A 16539-nucleotide genomic window follows, 5' to 3' on the forward strand; every position below is an offset into this window, starting at 1 on the left:
GGTTTATCATTAGACATTGCACATCAGATTAATCGTTTTTAAATTCTCATTGTTAAAACGATATTGATTGTTCGCTATGGTATCAACATGCCGATAAGCTGCAATACGACTAGGGCTTAAGATAGTTGGATATACCTTGTGTTGATTAGCTAGAACACAACCCTCACCAATCCAAAATTGAACAGCAGAAGATGAGCAACTGCGAAAGGGGATTGTTAATTCTCCACTAGGCCGAATCTTGCGGTGAACAAGTAGAATTTTGTTTTTTGCTTGCCTAGTATCCAGTTCAATAGAGGTTTGAATATAGGCTGTATGTAAGGCGGCAGAGTGGATAAGGGTTTCATGAGAGGGATTGTTAAGACGTAAATTTCGGCTTGCTCTTTCTAAGGCTTGAAGCTTAGTTAATTGCCCCTGTTCACGCTGCCAGGCTAGGCTGATTTCCTCATAGTTTTGTTGAATACGGGCAGCAAATTTTTTTCTATCGACAAGCTCGGACTCCCGTTTGGCATCAATGCGAATATTAAGGTCTGATTTTAGGAGCCAATGGTTATAAAAAGCGACTATTTCCAAGAATGACCTAATATAGTGTTCAATTTCTACTGTAGGGATATGGTTAATTTGAGCTAGATAACTGTCTTGTAAATAATATTCAAGCACAATCGGATAAGGATAGAGGTGTGCAATCCTTGCAAGCGTCTGCAGCATAAATCGGACATTGAAGACCTCTGCCCAATTCGCTAAGAAAGATCTTGGGACCTGCGGTGATTTGTAAGCGCCAAAGATAATATTAATGACTAATTCTTTTTGCATTTTACGTGAATTTGTTATGGTTTCTAGTACCGCTTCTTTTGTTTTTTGATCAATGCTGCTTAAAATAACTTTGGGATGAGTCAACGCTCGCATAATTTCTTCGTTTCCCCCTTGAATATAATTCTGGTTTAGGGGGAAATAAACTAACTTATCGATATTCATAGATCCGTCCGTTGAGCGATAAGTTCAATTTTGAGATGATGAATAGCTATGACTTCTTCAGAGCAGTACTGATCATTTTCGAGCCATTTGTCTGCTAATTCTTCGATAAATAGGCGACGTTTCTCTGAGTCCAAATGATTAAGAAAATTACAAACCGGGTCGATTGAATCCATCAATTCTTTTTTAGTTTTGAAGTGAACCGTTGTTTTTGCAGTTTTAATTTGGATAACTCGTAACCCCGCTTGTTCAACCAGGACGGCATATTCAGCAGGTGAAAAGTAGGAGGCACCCTGTTTGAACTCAGGAAAATAAGAGTTCCATTGCGGTGATTTAGCTATTTTTTTTGCAACTGTTCCTAAATTGTTAACTTCTTTACCCGGCATGACGATTAACAAAAGTCCTCCTGGCTTTAGACTCCCTTTAATTAACTGGAGTGCTTTTTGTTGATCAGCGACCCAATGCATGGTTGAGAATGAAACAACTTTATCGAACTTTTCTCTATAATTTATTTCTGTTGCAGAACAATGGATAAAAGAAAGCTGTGGGTAGTGCTCACGAGCGTAGGCAATCATTTTCTCTGAATAGTCAATGCCAGTAACCTCGCTTGCTTGTTCAGCAATCAATGCGGTAATTCTGCCATCGCCACAACCTATATCAAGGACAACATCCTCAGGCTCAAATGAGAAATTCTTTAGCGTTTCATTAGCCCATCCCCATTGCATTTGGGAATTGTGTTTATAATTTTCAGCCTGATTGTTGAATGAATGATTCACGGAGTTAATATTCTGCATTTTTAAATCTCTTTAAAAGTTAGACCGATTAGATCAAAATTCGATCAACATGTTGTCATAGGCATAGCTATATGTAAAATATATAACTCTTATCTTTACCATAGTTATAATTTATGGTTCCTTCTGCGACCGAGCTCCATTATTTTCTTGAAGTGGCAAATACACTGAATATATCCCGTGCTTCAGAAAGGCTGGGAATAAGTCAACCCTCACTCAGTTTGGCCATAAAACGCATTGAATCTGCGATAGGAACTAGGTTGCTGATTCGCCACAAACAGGGGGTTTCTTTAACTCAGGCTGGTAAACAGTTGGTTTTGCACACAAGGCAATTACTGCAATACTGGGAAAAAACAAAAACGGAGGCCCTGGCCTCAGAGCAAAAAGTGCAGGGTTATTTCACTCTGGGCTGTCATTCGACAATAGCGATGCATTTAGCTTCAGATTTCCTTCCTAATTTATTGGAAAAACATCCAAAATTAGAAATACACTTAAAACACGATATTTCGCGCAAGATCACTGAGGAAGTAATCAATTTATCAATTGATATTGGAATCGTTGTTAATCCCTTCAAGCATCCTGATTTAGTGATTTTAAAGCTTTGCGAGGATGAGGTGACTTTTTGGTCCAGTAATGCAAATAGAAGAACTCAAGAGCTTTGGTCGGATCAAACTATAATTTTATGTGATCCCGATCTTATCCAAACCCAAACTTTATTAAAGCAACTCAAAAAAAAAGGGATTAGCCCTCAGCGCATCTTAACTATGAATAGTTTAGAAGTCATCGCCAATTTAACTTCGAAAGGCTGTGGGATAGGCATTATTCCCACCCGTGTGGCGCAAGAAATGTACCCCGAGTCTTTACATCGCTTACCTGATCAACCGGTTTTCACCGATGAAATTTGTTTAATTTATCGCCATGAAAATCGGGCTATACAGGCTATTCAAACTATTGTTACTACGATCAAGGAATTTTTAGCCTAAACCATAGTATAAAATTTAGCTCACTACTTCATTTTGATTGGGTATATAATAAGCCTTTTTATTCAAGAGATTAGTATGCCAAAAAATATACCACTCGTCTTAATGATTCTTGACGGCTGGGGTTATCGCAAAGAAAATGAGCATAATGCAATTTCTGCGGCCCATACTCCGCAGTGGGATGAATGGTGGGCGACTCGACCACATATTTTACTCTCAGCTTCAGGACATCAGGTCGGTTTACCTGATGAGCAAATGGGTAACTCTGAAGTGGGCCACATGCATATTGGCGCGGGCCGTATTATTAATCAAGATCTTACCCGCATCAATGAAGCCGTCTCCGAGGGTGGGTTTAATCAAAATCCCGTTTTAATTCAGACAATTGAGGACATGAAAGCAAGCGGCAAAACCCTTCATGTGATGGGCCTACTCTCTCCTGGCGGCGTTCATAGTCATGAAAATCATTTATTTGCCTTTCTTGCCCTCTGTGCGAAACAAGCATTCAATCGTGTTTGCCTGCATTTATTTCTCGATGGCCGCGATACACCACCGCAAAGTGCTTTAGAAAGCTTTGCCCGACTTGAAAAGCAACTGGCGCTTTATCCGGTAGCCTCGGTTAAATCAATTACTGGTCGCTATTTTGCAATGGATCGTGATCAACGCTGGGAAAGAATAGCGCCTGTTTATCATTTATTAACCGAAGCTAAAAGCAGCTATCATTTTGATACGGCAGAAGAAGCTATCCGTTCATTTTACGCAGAAAAGAAATTTGATGAATTCATTCCGCCAACACTGATAGGTGAAAGCCAATGTATTGAGGATGGCGATTCTCTCTTCTTTTTCAATTTTCGTGCTGACCGTGCTCGTCAGTTAACTAAAGCGTTTATTGACAAAGATTTCAATAGCTTTATTCAATCTAGACAACCTACTCTTGCTCATTTTATCAGCATGACGCAATATGCAAAAAATTTAGACACAGAGTCAGCCTTTCCTACGATGAATCTGCACAATACCTTAGGCGAAGTGATTGCCGCTAATGGATTAAGCCAATTACGTATTGCGGAAACAGAAAAATATGCTCATGTTACTTTTTTCTTCAATGGCGGCTCAGAACAAGTTTTTCCCAATGAGGATCGGATTCTTATTCCATCGCCCCAGGTCGCTACTTATGATTTACTTCCTGAAATGAGTGCGCCGGAACTGACACGAGCACTAGTAGACGCCATCACCAGTGAAGCTTATGATGTCATTATTTGTAATTATGCAAACGCAGATATGGTTGGCCATAGCGGCGATTTTAATGCAACAATAAAAGCCATTGAGTGCTTAGATCAATGCATGCATCAGGTATGGGAAGCTTTAGCAGATACGGGAGGCGCTTTGTTAATTACTGCTGATCATGGCAATGCGGAATCAATGTATGATGAAACCACTCATCAAGCCCATACTGCCCATACTTGTCAGCCGGTTCCTTTAGTTTTTGTAGGCGGTGATTGGCAATTTACTAAATCCAAGGGAAACTTAATTGATATTGCGCCTACTGTCTTGGCTTTATTAGGCATTCAGCCACCCGAGGACATGACAGGCAGCGTATTACTGGCAGAAACCAATGATCTCTCAAATTAAACAAGGACTAAGCGCTAAGCAATTCTTTGCTAGAAAACCCTGGCTAGAGCTGCTGGTTGCCCTTGTGCTTTCTTTGTTTGCTCCTGTATCTTCTTGGTCTGAAAACTCCTCAGTCATTCAAACCAAGAGTAAACTAAAGCAGCTTGATGAACAAATTGGTAAACTTAAGCAAACCTTGACTTTTGCAAACGATCGACGAGGCCTATTAAATAAAGAACTTGCTAGCACAGAAAAACAAATAGGTGAGGGAGTCCACCAACTGCGTAATATTCAGCAAGATATGAATTCAAAACAACAAAAAATCACTAATCTCCAGCAGCATGTGAATGATTTAAATAATCAACTGAAAGCGCAGCAGCAATTGCTGGCTGAACATATTCGCACTCGCTATAAAATGGGCGAATACCAACCATTAAAATGGTTACTTAGCCAAGATGATCCTTATTCTATTAGCCGCCTGCTTACCTTTCACCAATATTTAGTGCGGTCGCGGCAAAACATTATTGATCAAATTGATACGACAAAACGAAACCTGACGCTTAATCAAGAAACCTTAAAAGATGAATTGAATAATCAACGGCAACTACAACAGCAACTCCACAAACATCAACAAGAACTTGAGCAAAATAAAAATTATCATCAGGCAGTCATTCAATCACTGAACAATGAGATTCAAACTAAACAATTGACTTTGTCGGAATACGAACGAAACAAAAAGAATTTGTCGCAACTCCTTAAAACCTTGGCAGAACAGAGTATCACCCCCCAAATTAAACAACCTTTTACTCAAATGCGCAAAAAACTGCCCAGACCGGTTCGAGTTGAAGCCTTACAAAAAATGAACCAAGGAGTGACATTTTTTGCCGGCGAAGGAACATCAGTAACCGCCGTTTATCCCGGCAAAGTTGTCTTTAGTGATTGGTTAAATGGCTATGGATTATTAATAATTCTTGATCATGGCCAGGGCTTCATGACCTTATATGCTCATAATCAATCGTTATTTAAACAAAAAGGCGCAACCGTCCTTCAAGGAGAACAAATCGCTACAGTCGGCCACAGCGGCGGACTGAAGCAAAACGGACTATACTTCGAAGTGAGACATCGTGGTAAAGCAATCCCTCCGCTAGATTGGTTAACTTAAGATTGCCCTGGCACTTATATTGCAATATAGAAAACACGATACCGGAAAAAGCTGGCCCGTCTAAGCAGCGTTGGCCAAACTTACCCAAGGAGAATAGTATGCACAAGAGACGGTTTTATTTTGGTGCCATGGTAACAGTCGTTACAACAGCCCTAATTTTTCCGGCGCAAGCTTTTCCTGCCGAGGATCAAAGTGGAACAAAACAAATTCCAATGGAAGACGTACAACGTTTTTCCAATGCGATTGGTGAGATTAAAAAATATTATGTTAAACCTGTCGATGATAAAGAATTATTCGATAATGCTATCCGCGGCATGTTGAGTGGACTTGACCCTCATTCTACTTACCTCGATGAAGATTCTTTTAAAGAATTACAAACCTCAACCTCTGGTGAGTTTGGTGGACTCGGTATTGAAGTGACTATGGAAGATGGCGTCGTCAAAGTAGTTACTCCTTTAGTTGATACTCCCGCTTTCAAAGCAGGTATCAAATCAGGGGATTACATTATCAAACTTGGTTCTAAATCGGTGCAAGGAATCAGCTTAAAAGAAGCTGTTGAGTTAATGCGCGGCAAAGAAGGGACCACACTTGATCTAACAATCTTACGTAAAGGTGAAAATAAACCGCTTACTTTTTCTCTAGTACGTGAAAAAATCTTGATTAAGAGCGTTAAAAGTAAATTGCTTGATGACGGTTATGGTTATATTCGCCTCACTCAATTCCAAGCGATGACTGGCCAAGACATGGAAAAAGCAATTGCCCAACTTAAACAACAGTCAGGTGGTAATTTAAAAGGACTGATTCTGGACTTAAGAAATAACCCAGGCGGACTTTTAGATTCTGCAATTCAAGTTTCTGACGCATTCCTCGCGACTGGTAAAGATGGTAAACCAGAAATGATTGTTTATACGCAGGGACGCCTACCGGGCTCAAAATTTACTGCCCTAACGACGAATTCTAAGGATATTTTAAACAATGCACCGATGGTGGTACTGATTAATAACGGCTCTGCTTCTGCTTCTGAAATTGTCGCAGGTGCGCTGAAGGATAATAAACGAGCGGTGATCCTTGGAACAAAAAGTTTTGGTAAAGGCTCCGTACAAACTGTACTCCCACTTGATGATAAACGAGGAATTAAATTAACCACTGCCCTGTACTATACACCCTCTGGAACTTCAATACAGGCAAAAGGTATTACTCCTGATATCGTCGTGGAAGAACTTGAGGTACCAAAAACTGCTCCTAAAACAGATGCCTTTGCCGGTTTCAGCGAAGCAGATTTGAGTGGCCACTTATTGAATAAAAGCGAAGGGCAAGCAACCAATGGTAATGCAATAAAAGATGATGATGCTCTCTTGCATGAAGACTATCAATTGTATGCCGCACTGACAATTCTAAAAGGTTTATCAGTCGCTCACCGCTAATCAAACCACACTCTCTATGAAGCTTCATAGAGAGTGTTTTTCCTATGTCTGAAATCCATTTTTTTGATAACTTCCCCCAGACAGATCATTCCGAGCTTGGCTAGCAATGGCCTTGGGGGTTTGTTGTATGAGCTATTTATGAGATAATTGCCACCCAACCAATCTCCCTGTGCTTTTATGAAACTGTTTAGAATAAGCTCTTTCCTCACCCTACTGCTCATTCATTCTTTTGCGGGTGCCACTGTGAGCAACCATTTTGATACTATCAAAAACCAGCCGAATGCCTTATACAGCTTTCTAAAAAACATGCCTAAAGGGGGAGAATTACATTATCACTTGGCGGGTGGTGCTTACCCTGAAACCATGCTTGCCCTTGCTGCGCAGGGTAATTATTGTTTAGATAAAGAAACGATGACGATGACTAAGATGGTAGAGCGTTGTCAGGGGGTAACTGGAAAGGAATTGAGCAATTATCCTGAGCTCTATGCACAAACTATCCGTGCCTGGTCTCTGAAAGATTTTATAGAGGGTCAAGAGTCAAATCATGACCATTTTTTTGCGAGTTTTTCTAAATTCATGCCACTGGTAGCCGATTATAGACCGCAGCTACTTGCAGAAATTATGCAGCGCGCGGCTAGTCAACATGAGCTTTATTTAGAAATCATGATTTTGTCAGACAATGCCAAATCAACTCATTTTGCACCGCCAACGGTTAACCCTGAGCAATTTAATCAGCTGCAACAGCAACTACTTGGAAATGCGGATTTTGTTAAAAACATCGAATACACAGGCAATGAAGCCAGTCGAATTTTAAAGCAAGCGCGACAGGATTTAGGTTGCAATAGTCATCCACAAAAAGATGTTTGCCAAATAACGGTCAAATTTCAATATTATATTTTACGTGAACAGAACCTAGAAAAAGTATTCGCGCAGGCCCTAAATGGTTTTGCAGCAGCAGAGCGTTCTAAAGATATTGTTGCTGTTAATTTAGTCCAAGCTGAAGACGGTATTATTTCGCTGCGTGATTATCGTCAGCAAATGCAGATTTTTAATTTTTTACATCAAGCCTATCCAAAGGTACACATTGCCTTGCATGCCGGCGAACTAGCTCCCACAGCGGTTGTTCCTGAAAATTTACGCTTCCACATTCACGATGCGATTTCAGTAGGTCAGGCAGAGCGAATAGGCCATGGAGTTGATATCGCTTTCGAAAATGACGCTGAAAAATTACTCCAAACCATGGCAGAAAAAGGCACTGCGGTGGAAATTAACCTCATCTCTAACAAAAAATTACTCCATATCTCAGGCTCGCAGCACCCCTTAAATGACTACCTCAATCATAAAGTACCTGTTGTTTTATCGACCGATGATGAAGGCTTGTTGCGCACCGATCTCACCCAGCAATATGTTGAAGCTGTACTAAAACATGGTCTGGATTACCCCCAGTTAAAAATGATAAGTCGCAATGCAATTACTTATAGTTTTTTACCTGGCCAAAGTTTATGGGCCAACGCCAATCAAGGGCTCGCGATTGAATCTTGCAAAGAACTGGATAGCCAAGACTGTCTTCTCTTTGCAAAAAAGAATGAGAAAGCACGCTTGCAACGTATCCTTGAAAAAGAGTTTAGGGCGTTTGAAAACAACTACGCGTCGTCAGCTCAGACGCAGGAAACTCCTCTTCGACAGGCGACTCATTAGGGGCGTGAATTAGCCCCGCTTTTCGCTCTAAGGTTGGGGCTAGATTTTCGAAAATTGTGACGCATCGGCTAGCTAAATAACTATTGTGCATCACTCCCAAGTGCCCCTCATTCTCAATGACGATGAGAGATTTTGGATTTTTTTTCACATAGTCAGTGACATAGCAATGATCAGGTTCTACGACCTTATCGTATCTGGCTAAAATAAAATGATAATCAGCTTGCGATTCCATCACCTCTTTTGCTACTTTTTTTAAATGATCGCTATTAATAGCCATTTGACCAACCGAGGTTGAGACCGAAGTGAGTGGTGGAAGCGCTAAATAAGAACCTTTATAAGGAGTGCAGATATTAATAACAAAATGCACTTTAATATCGCTTTCTTTTTTTTCTGCTACAAGGGCATCTACTTGTTGGGCATTAAGCCCACCACGGGAATGACCTACAAAACCAACATCGCTATGACCATTCACTGCTATTTTTTCAATAATCTGTATTGCTTGTTCTTGAATAGAAAGTCCTCCAAAACGATTGTCGAAAGTCACATTACAAATACCATAGACATAGCTTGGAAGTTTTAACAGGATATTAATGATGAAGTCATTGAAACCATCGGGATAATCCGCTGTGCCGTGAATAAGATAAACAACCAACCCTTTCTCGCTCAGAACAGAAGTTCCTTTTTCAGGGGCTTTAAAGTTAGGATTAAGATATAACATGTCATTAGAACTTGAGCTAATCCATTGCAAGGAGTGCTTGATGGTACCCGCATCGATTGGAAGCAAATGTGTTATTTGCTGTGATGACGGCAATAGATTCAAAAGTTTATCCCAACTAGAATACATCACTCACCTCCACTGTGAATTTTTTTATATCAAAATGACGAAATATTCGTTCATATTACTTGTTTAATTAGTTGGTTGCAAAGTAATTAATTAAGGGGATAAAGGTTGGGCCTTAAGGATCGCGACAGTTTTATTTGTTTTTCCCGCAAGAACGGGAATCCATTCCTCTGACGCCGTTCGCGCTCTGAGGTATCCCCACGAAATGAGGATCCAAGAAATTTGTATTCATTTTATTCCGTTCAGCCTGAGGCGTGCGTCTCGAAGGGCCTGTTCTGAGGCTCTCGAAGGGGGCTTTTTACGACACTTTGAGAGACAGCACTGAGCGCTTTCCTCAGTGCGAACGGTTAATTTAGCTGGCGTTACCTGGTTGCTTATAACAGTTCATAACCAGGATTCTCCTCAAAATATGCCCCTGTGTCCCGAACAGTTCAGACCTTAAATGGATCGCGGAGGATAATCGTTGAATCACGCTCAGGTCCTGTCGATAGCATATCAATAGGCACACCCAACAAGTCCTCTATCCGCTTTACATAAGCCAAGGCATTAGCAGGTAGCTTATTCAACTCGGTTATATCCGCAGTAGACTCGGACCAGCCAGGCATTTCTTCATAGACAGGCTCCAAATCCTCGAAATCTTCAGCGGATTGGGGCGGACGAGTCAATAATTGGCCATCGGTATCCCGATAAGCCACAGCAATTTTTATTGTTTCTAAACCATCCAATACATCAAGCTTGGTCATGCATAAACCAGAGATGCTATTCAGTTCAATCGAACGTCGCAATAAAACCACATCAAACCATCCACAGCGACGAGGACGACCCGTTACAGCACCGAATTCGTTGCCGCGAGCTGCCAACCCCTGACCAATATCATCACTAAGCTCTGTTGGAAACGGCCCGCCACCAACGCGTGTGGTGTAAGCTTTTGTAATACCTAAAATATAATCAAGGTACTTAGGCCCAAAACCAGCACCATTGATCACGCTTCCGACGCAAGTATTTGATGAGGTAACAAAGGGATAAGTGCCATGATCTATATCAAGATAAACACCTTGTGCCCCTTCAAATAGGATAGCTTCGCCTTTTTCTCTATGATTATGCAAACAGGTGGTGACATCGCAAATCATATCGCGCAAGGCTTCGGCCCAAACTTCCGCCTCTTTCAATAAAGGCTCAAGTTCTACTTCGGGCTGATTATAGTAATTTTTTAGTACAAAATTATGGTATTGCAGTAAATCGACCAGTTTGGTCTTAAAGCGTTGTAAATTTAGAAGATCATTGACTTTCAATGCCCTTCTAGCCACCTTGTCTTCATAGGCAGGCCCAATACCACGACCTGTCGTGCCAATGGCAACACTGCCTTTGTGATTTTCACGCGCTTTATCCAAGGCGACATGATAAGGCAAAATTAAAGGGCAAGCCTGGCTGATATGCAAGCGGTTACGAACCTTCACGCCTTTATTTTCTAATTCTTTAATTTCATCAAGAAGTGCTTGCGGAGAAAGAACGACACCATTGCCAATGTAACATTGCACATGAGGTCTTAATATTCCTGAAGGAATAAGGCCTAATACCGTTTTCTCACCTTTTATTTTTAGGGTATGACCCGCATTATGCCCTCCCTGATAGCGGACAACTACCTGTGCGTCCTGCATCAAGAGATCGACAATCTTACCCTTGCCTTCATCACCCCACTGTGTACCTATTACAACAACATTTTTACCCATAATCGACTCTTTACTCTGCAAATTGATGAACAACGGTGAGTAGAATTACTCCCGCCAGCATGCTGAAAAAACCACTAATACGCATTACCTTCTCATCCTGTTCAATAATTTTGCGTAATATCCTCTTCACTCGCTTGGGAGCACTAAAAGGCATTAATCCTTCGAACACAAATACTAACGCCACTGCCGAGAGGAAATTAATGATCATAAGAGCTACTCAATAAAAAAGGGTTAAGCGCACTTAACCCGATTTTCAACAAAATCAATAATTATAATTAGGCTCTAGCAACATTTCTACTATTTTGGTTAAAAACAGATGATTTTCTCTGGTAAATCCGAAAATCAACTCCTCTCGCTCAATTAGTGAACCTGACTTTTAACATTTGTATTAGAACCAGTCAGAGCATGTTTAAAATAATCAAAAAAGCTAGAACTTTGATCAAGCACAAATAAATCTTGTTTATTATTAAAACTACCTTCATAGGCTTTTAAACTACGATAGAAACTAAAGAACTCTTTATTTTGGTTATAGGCTGCTGAATAAATAGCTGCCGCTTCAGCCTGACCACGTGCGCGAATCATTTGTCCTGCGCTTTTTGCTTTAGCGAGCATTACAGTAACCTGTGCATCAGCTGCAGCTTGGATAGCTTCTGCAGCGGCATTTCCATCTGCCCGATGACGATTAGCGATCTTCTGCATATCCGCACGCATGCGTTGATAGATTGCATTAGAAGTGTTTTCAGGTAGCTCAATTCCTTTAATACGCACATCAACAACAGAAATACCTAAGCCGGCCGCTCGCTGTTCTGCTTTGCCACGCAAAGATTCCATAACATCATCACGCCCTCCTGAAACCACTTCAGAAATGGTACGTTTTCCAAATTCAGCACGTAAAGAGGTATTTAATTGCTGTTCAAGCAGAATTTCAGCCTTCAGCACATTACCTCCAGTTGCTTTGTAATAACGAGCTAAATCATCAATTCGCCATTTGACATAATAATCTACAATAACGTCTTTCTTTTCTTTAGTAACAATTCGCGATGATTTAATATCCATAGTAAGAATGCGAGTATCGAAAATACGCACGTTCTCAATAAATGGAGTTTTAATATGCAAACCCGGCCCCAGTACTAAGGTATTGCCAGCTTTATCATTCACTAAACGGCCTAAGCGAAGCAAAATACCATGTTGTCCCTGAGTAATAGTAAACACGCTTGCTAATACTATCATCAGTACGATAAACGCCAGGATACTTAATATTGTTTTTGTTGCATTCATTTACTAATTTCCTCCTGGGCCACTACTGTATGTTCTTCTACTAATATCACGGCTACTGACTGCTAAGCTCTCTGTTTCAGAGCCTAGCGTCGGCTTAGGACTACTATTTGCGGCACCAGCCATGGCAGCGGCTTTAGGCAGCAAATTATCCGTATTTGCCAATTTATCAAGTGGTAAATACAAGAGATTATTGGCCTTATTATCGACAATAACCTTAGAGCTGTTACTTAAAACCTGTTGCATCATATCCAAATACATACGTTGTGAAGTAACTATGGGCGATTGGACATATTGAGGTAGCAAAGCCAAAAATTCGGCAACTTCCCCTTTAGCTCGGAGTACAACTTGTTGGGCAAAGGCTTGAGCTTCTTCAGTGATACGTTTGGAATTTCCCTCGGCGATTGGGACAACACGTGCTTGATAAGCAAAGGCTTGTTCTTTAAATCGTTTTTCATCTTCTTGCGCTTTAATCGCATCATCAAACGCATCCTGCACATTTTCAGGAGCACGAGCAGGTTGGGGTGATACGTTTACAATCACAATACCCGTTTTATATTTCTCAAGAATTCTAGTCAACGAATCTTGAACATTAGATCCCCATGCTTCACGACCTTCCGTGATAATCTGATCCAAAGTTGTTGTGCCAACGACCTGACGCAATGCACTTGAAGTGGCCTGCTGTAAACTTTCCTGTGGATCAGCAACATTGAATAAATAGGCTTTTAAATCACCAATTCGATATTGCACTGCTAAAGAAACCGAGACGAGATTTTCATCTTTGGTTAACATTTGGGCTGAATAAGAATAATCCGAAACTCGCTCTACATTTTTTACAATTTTTGAAGAAATAATGCGAGGAATCCAATGCGGTCCCGGACCCACTGTATCGACATATTTACCAAAACGAAGAATTGCAGCCTGCTCCCCTTCGTCAACAATAAAGATTCCCGATAAGGCCCATAAGATGAAAATAATTAAAGCAGCCATCAGAATCAATAAGCCACCACTTTTATTTGTTGGGGGAGTTTCATCAGATTGATTCGAACGACCAAAGAAAGTTTTCTTTAGTTTTTCTTGAAAACGTTTTAAAGCTTCATCTAAATCAGGTGGCTGATTTTTTCCACTCCATGGATCTTTGCCTTTATCTGGCTCATTCCAACCCATTATCTCTCCCCCCGCCTTTTACACAGAAAACTAGAATTCTATGGGGTAAGCTTAGTTTAAGCAAGTAAATGACTAAGATACCCTAACCTGCAGATATTATTTAAGACCTCCCTTGATCATGGAGCATAGAGATTAGTGTGAGTTGGGTTACCGTCTCCGTATAATGCATTCATTACCGCTCGGGTTGTCGTTTTTTCATTCCCTGCTTTAGCCGCATAATCACGAACTTCTTCAATATTTGTAATATCGCCTGTAGTTAATTTGAGATACATGTTACGCGCTGGGTTACTAAAAAATCCACAACTCTTCTCGTAACACCAAGCAAACATTGCAAATTGACGTTTCCGTTCCCATTCCTCAAGCTTCGATTTTTGCCCGCTTAAATCAATTTTTTCTCTTTGTTCACTGGCCTCGCTGACAGACAGCTCTTCATTAGAGCGACTCGTTGCAATTGATTCCAGAGGTGAAAATTTATTTTGTACGAAACCAGGTACATCTGACTCAGGGCCATCATAGACTAATGCTTCAATGCGAAACGCCTCATCACAATTTAGACCAAATAAATGCCAGATCCATTGTAAACGGGAATAACGCCAAAAAAGATGCAGCCAGGTGTTTGCATACATAATATCGTGTAAGGGATTGTTTTTATCGTGGCAGGCATCGATAAACAATTCAGCAGAACTTCCTGATTGTTTCTTGTATTCTTTGACCTGATCAATTAACGCAAAACGATTGCTTCTTAATAAACTTCTAAAACTTTCATCTCGAGGCGCTTTAGCGCCATGACAAAGCAACATGGCAATACCATATAAAGCCTCTTGAGGTTTTTCCTGGTTCATTAAACGTTTACAAAGCAGATCAATGGCCCTTTCAGCTTCCTTATTTTCAGCTTGCAAATCTATACAGTTTTGGCCAGCCGTTGCGGATAATAAAACTTCTAATGACTTTATTGTGCCTAACCTCGCTGCAAGCAGTAGCGGTGTCTCTCTCAATCGACCACAGGGGGTATCGATGATGGCACCATTCTGAAGCAAATAATAAGTCGCCTCAGGAAAATTAGATGCTACCGCTTGATGTAAGGGTTGCATTGTAATGGTTTGCCCCATCTTGACTTGTATTTGATTGGGCGCATTCACGTCAATTTCGAATCCACTTCTTAGAAGCGTTTTTAAAATTGAGGCATCTCCAGTACTTATCGCTCGAGATAATAAGGTTCGGCCCGTAATAAGCTCAGGAGAATTGAATTCGATTTTTCGCTGAACTTCCTGCCCTTCATCCAAGTTAGGAAAAAAAAGTGGAAATAAATCTAATTTCTTCAATCTCAATAGTAAATGAATTGAGCAATCCAAATTAAAATCCGCCCCCATGTCAAGAAGGAATCTGATATGGTTTTTCCTACAGGGTTTTCCCAATCCTACTTCATGTATATAAATGAGGTAGTTAAGGACGGTGATTTGTTCTGTGTCTTTAAAAAGAAAACGACGATCGAAGAAATTTTTATCCGCAGAGAGTTCCTTTCGAATAAACGCTGCAAATGCTTCTCCACCCGACTCGCTAGCTCGCTCTAACTCTGCAAAAGATTTCATAATTAAGTCCTCTTTCTTACAACAATGGCTTAAGCATTCACAGGAGGAAATCAGTCATTATTTTTTGGTATAAATTAAATCCCACACCCCATGACCCAAGCGATTTCCTCGTTGTTCGAATTTAGTTAATGGCCGAGTATCTGGTCGTGGTGAAAATCCACCATCTGCCTGTGTATTCATTAACAGCACTTCCTGGGACAAAACAGTTTGCATATGCTCTGCATAATCTTGCCAATCAGTAGCACAATGAATAAAACCACCGACTTGAAGTCGGTCTACTAACAACTTAATCAATTCAGATTGGACTAAGCGTCGCTTATGATGGCGTTTTTTATGCCAAGGATCGGGAAAGAAAATTTGAATCCCTGCCAAAGAATTACTAATAAAATGATGTTTAAACACTTCTACGGCATCATGAGAAACAACGCGCACATTAGTCATTTTTTGATCATGCAAATCGGCAACTAAACTCCCTACCCCTGCTCTATGCACCTCAATGCCGATAAAATTAAGCTCAGGCTGTTGTTGCGCCATGGCCACTAAAGAAGCCCCCATACCAAAACCGATTTCAACGACGGTTTTAGCCTCTCTTTTAAAGACTGCCGATAAATCCCAGGGCGTAGCAGCTAAAGTTAATTCATAATCAGGAAGAAAATGATCTAAAGCTAGCTGTTGCCGATTACTAACTCTCCCGCCGCGTAAAACAAAGCTTTTAATGGTTCGTTGCATAGCACTACTCACTTTAATTTGAGCAGATTATACTCATTTATATTTATATTGCGATCATTTAACTGCTAATTGACAAAAATATATGCAAATTTCTGTAAAATGCCTGGGACTTATTCTTTTTCTCTTTGCTTTTTTATCCTATCTCGCGATCAAAATAACAGGAATGAGGATAAAATCTTGCATAATTCGGCTTTTTTTGCTATAAAACCGCTCTTGTATTCACATCCGACTGATTTGTCTGGCTTGTGTTGGAAATTCGCAATAACACAAGGCGCGATGTCCCGATTTATACAAAGCTGACTTAAATCTACGAACACTTTGGAGTAACAATATGTCAAGAGTATGTCAGGTTACTGGTAAGCGACCAGCAACAGGCAATAATGTCTCTCACGCTAATAACAAAACTAAGCGACGCTTTTTACCTAATATCAAACAGCATCGTTTTTGGTTTGAAGAAGAAAAAAGATTCGTATCCCTGAAAGTAAGTACCAAAGGTATGCGTATTGTTGATAAACTAGGAATTAAAGCCGTTCTCGAAATGCTTCGAGCCAAAGGCGAAAAAGTTTAATTTAAAGAGGA

At 40.5% G+C, this 16539-nt stretch carries 15 protein-coding genes; 6 read left to right on the forward strand and 9 right to left on the reverse strand.

The window, feature by feature from the left end; genetic code table 11:
- Positions 1 to 9: 9 nt before the first annotated feature.
- Positions 10 to 972, reverse strand: coding sequence for a hypothetical protein (locus tag Lnau_RS01915; RefSeq protein WP_058503461.1), 963 nt, complete (start codon positions 970 to 972; stop codon positions 10 to 12).
- Positions 969 to 1763, reverse strand: a complete 795-nt coding sequence (locus tag Lnau_RS01920) for a class I SAM-dependent methyltransferase (RefSeq protein WP_058503462.1) — start codon at positions 1761 to 1763, stop codon at positions 969 to 971. Before Lnau_RS01920 ends, Lnau_RS01915 begins: the two co-directional genes overlap by 4 nt.
- A 113-nt stretch (positions 1764 to 1876) precedes the next feature.
- Here Lnau_RS01920 and Lnau_RS01925 point away from each other — a divergent pair, with 113 nt between their 5' ends.
- From Lnau_RS01925 to Lnau_RS01945, 5 genes are all read left to right on the forward strand, one after another.
- On the forward strand, positions 1877 to 2743 hold the full coding sequence (locus tag Lnau_RS01925; protein WP_058503463.1) for a LysR family transcriptional regulator: 867 nt from the start codon (positions 1877 to 1879) through the stop codon (positions 2741 to 2743).
- A 75-nt stretch (positions 2744 to 2818) separates the two neighbouring features.
- Positions 2819 to 4366: a 2,3-bisphosphoglycerate-independent phosphoglycerate mutase gene (gene gpmI / locus Lnau_RS01930; RefSeq protein ID WP_058503464.1), complete on the forward strand. Its 1548-nt coding sequence runs from the start codon at positions 2819 to 2821 to the stop codon at positions 4364 to 4366.
- Positions 4350 to 5507, forward strand: a complete 1158-nt coding sequence (locus tag Lnau_RS01935; protein WP_058503465.1) for a murein hydrolase activator EnvC family protein — start codon at positions 4350 to 4352, stop codon at positions 5505 to 5507. Before gpmI ends, Lnau_RS01935 begins: the two co-directional genes overlap by 17 nt.
- A 128-nt stretch (positions 5508 to 5635) precedes the next feature.
- The gene (locus Lnau_RS01940; protein ID WP_420795470.1) at positions 5636 to 6931 is read left to right on the forward strand and encodes a S41 family peptidase; all 1296 of its coding nucleotides are present in this window, start codon (positions 5636 to 5638) and stop codon (positions 6929 to 6931) included.
- 177 nt (positions 6932 to 7108) lie between these two features.
- Positions 7109 to 8629, forward strand: a complete 1521-nt coding sequence (locus tag Lnau_RS01945; protein WP_058503467.1) for an adenosine deaminase family protein — start codon at positions 7109 to 7111, stop codon at positions 8627 to 8629.
- On the opposite strand, the gene Lnau_RS01950 is transcribed toward Lnau_RS01945, so the two are convergent.
- The 7 genes from Lnau_RS01950 to trmB form a co-directional block, all read right to left on the reverse strand.
- Positions 8556 to 9473, reverse strand: a complete 918-nt coding sequence (locus tag Lnau_RS01950) for a lipase family protein (RefSeq protein WP_058503468.1) — start codon at positions 9471 to 9473, stop codon at positions 8556 to 8558. The genes Lnau_RS01945 and Lnau_RS01950 overlap by 74 nt on opposite strands.
- A gap of 428 nt (positions 9474 to 9901) precedes the next feature.
- The gene (locus Lnau_RS01955; RefSeq protein WP_058503469.1) at positions 9902 to 11200 is read right to left on the reverse strand and encodes an adenylosuccinate synthase; all 1299 of its coding nucleotides are present in this window, start codon (positions 11198 to 11200) and stop codon (positions 9902 to 9904) included.
- Between the two features lie 10 nt (positions 11201 to 11210).
- A complete protein-coding gene (locus Lnau_RS01960; RefSeq protein ID WP_058503470.1) occupies positions 11211 to 11408 on the reverse strand; it encodes a DUF2065 domain-containing protein in 198 nt (65 codons plus the stop codon).
- A gap of 152 nt (positions 11409 to 11560) precedes the next feature.
- Positions 11561 to 12478 (reverse strand): protease modulator HflC, encoded by a 918-nt coding sequence (gene hflC / locus Lnau_RS01965; protein WP_058503471.1) that lies wholly within the window; start codon positions 12476 to 12478, stop codon positions 11561 to 11563.
- 3 nt (positions 12479 to 12481) lie between these two features.
- Positions 12482 to 13642, reverse strand: a complete 1161-nt coding sequence (gene hflK, locus Lnau_RS01970; protein ID WP_058503472.1) for an FtsH protease activity modulator HflK — start codon at positions 13640 to 13642, stop codon at positions 12482 to 12484.
- A 116-nt stretch (positions 13643 to 13758) separates the two neighbouring features.
- Complete coding sequence (locus Lnau_RS01975) at positions 13759 to 15231, reverse strand: ankyrin repeat domain-containing protein (RefSeq protein ID WP_058503473.1); 1473 nt, start codon at positions 15229 to 15231, stop codon at positions 13759 to 13761.
- Positions 15232 to 15288: 57 nt separating this feature from the next.
- Entirely contained in the window at positions 15289 to 15960 is a 672-nt protein-coding gene (gene trmB / locus Lnau_RS01980; RefSeq protein ID WP_058503474.1) for a tRNA (guanosine(46)-N7)-methyltransferase TrmB, read from the reverse strand.
- 331 nt (positions 15961 to 16291) lie between these two features.
- Here trmB and rpmB point away from each other — a divergent pair, with 331 nt between their 5' ends.
- Positions 16292 to 16528 carry a 50S ribosomal protein L28 gene (gene rpmB, locus Lnau_RS01985; RefSeq protein ID WP_058503475.1) on the forward strand — a complete coding sequence of 79 codons (237 nt, stop codon included), beginning with the start codon at positions 16292 to 16294 and terminating at the stop codon, positions 16526 to 16528.
- Positions 16529 to 16539 lie beyond the last annotated feature (11 nt).

The sequence above is a fragment of the Legionella nautarum genome (assembly GCF_001467895.1).
In the GTDB taxonomy this organism is placed as follows: Bacteria; Pseudomonadota; Gammaproteobacteria; order Legionellales; family Legionellaceae; genus Tatlockia; species Tatlockia nautarum.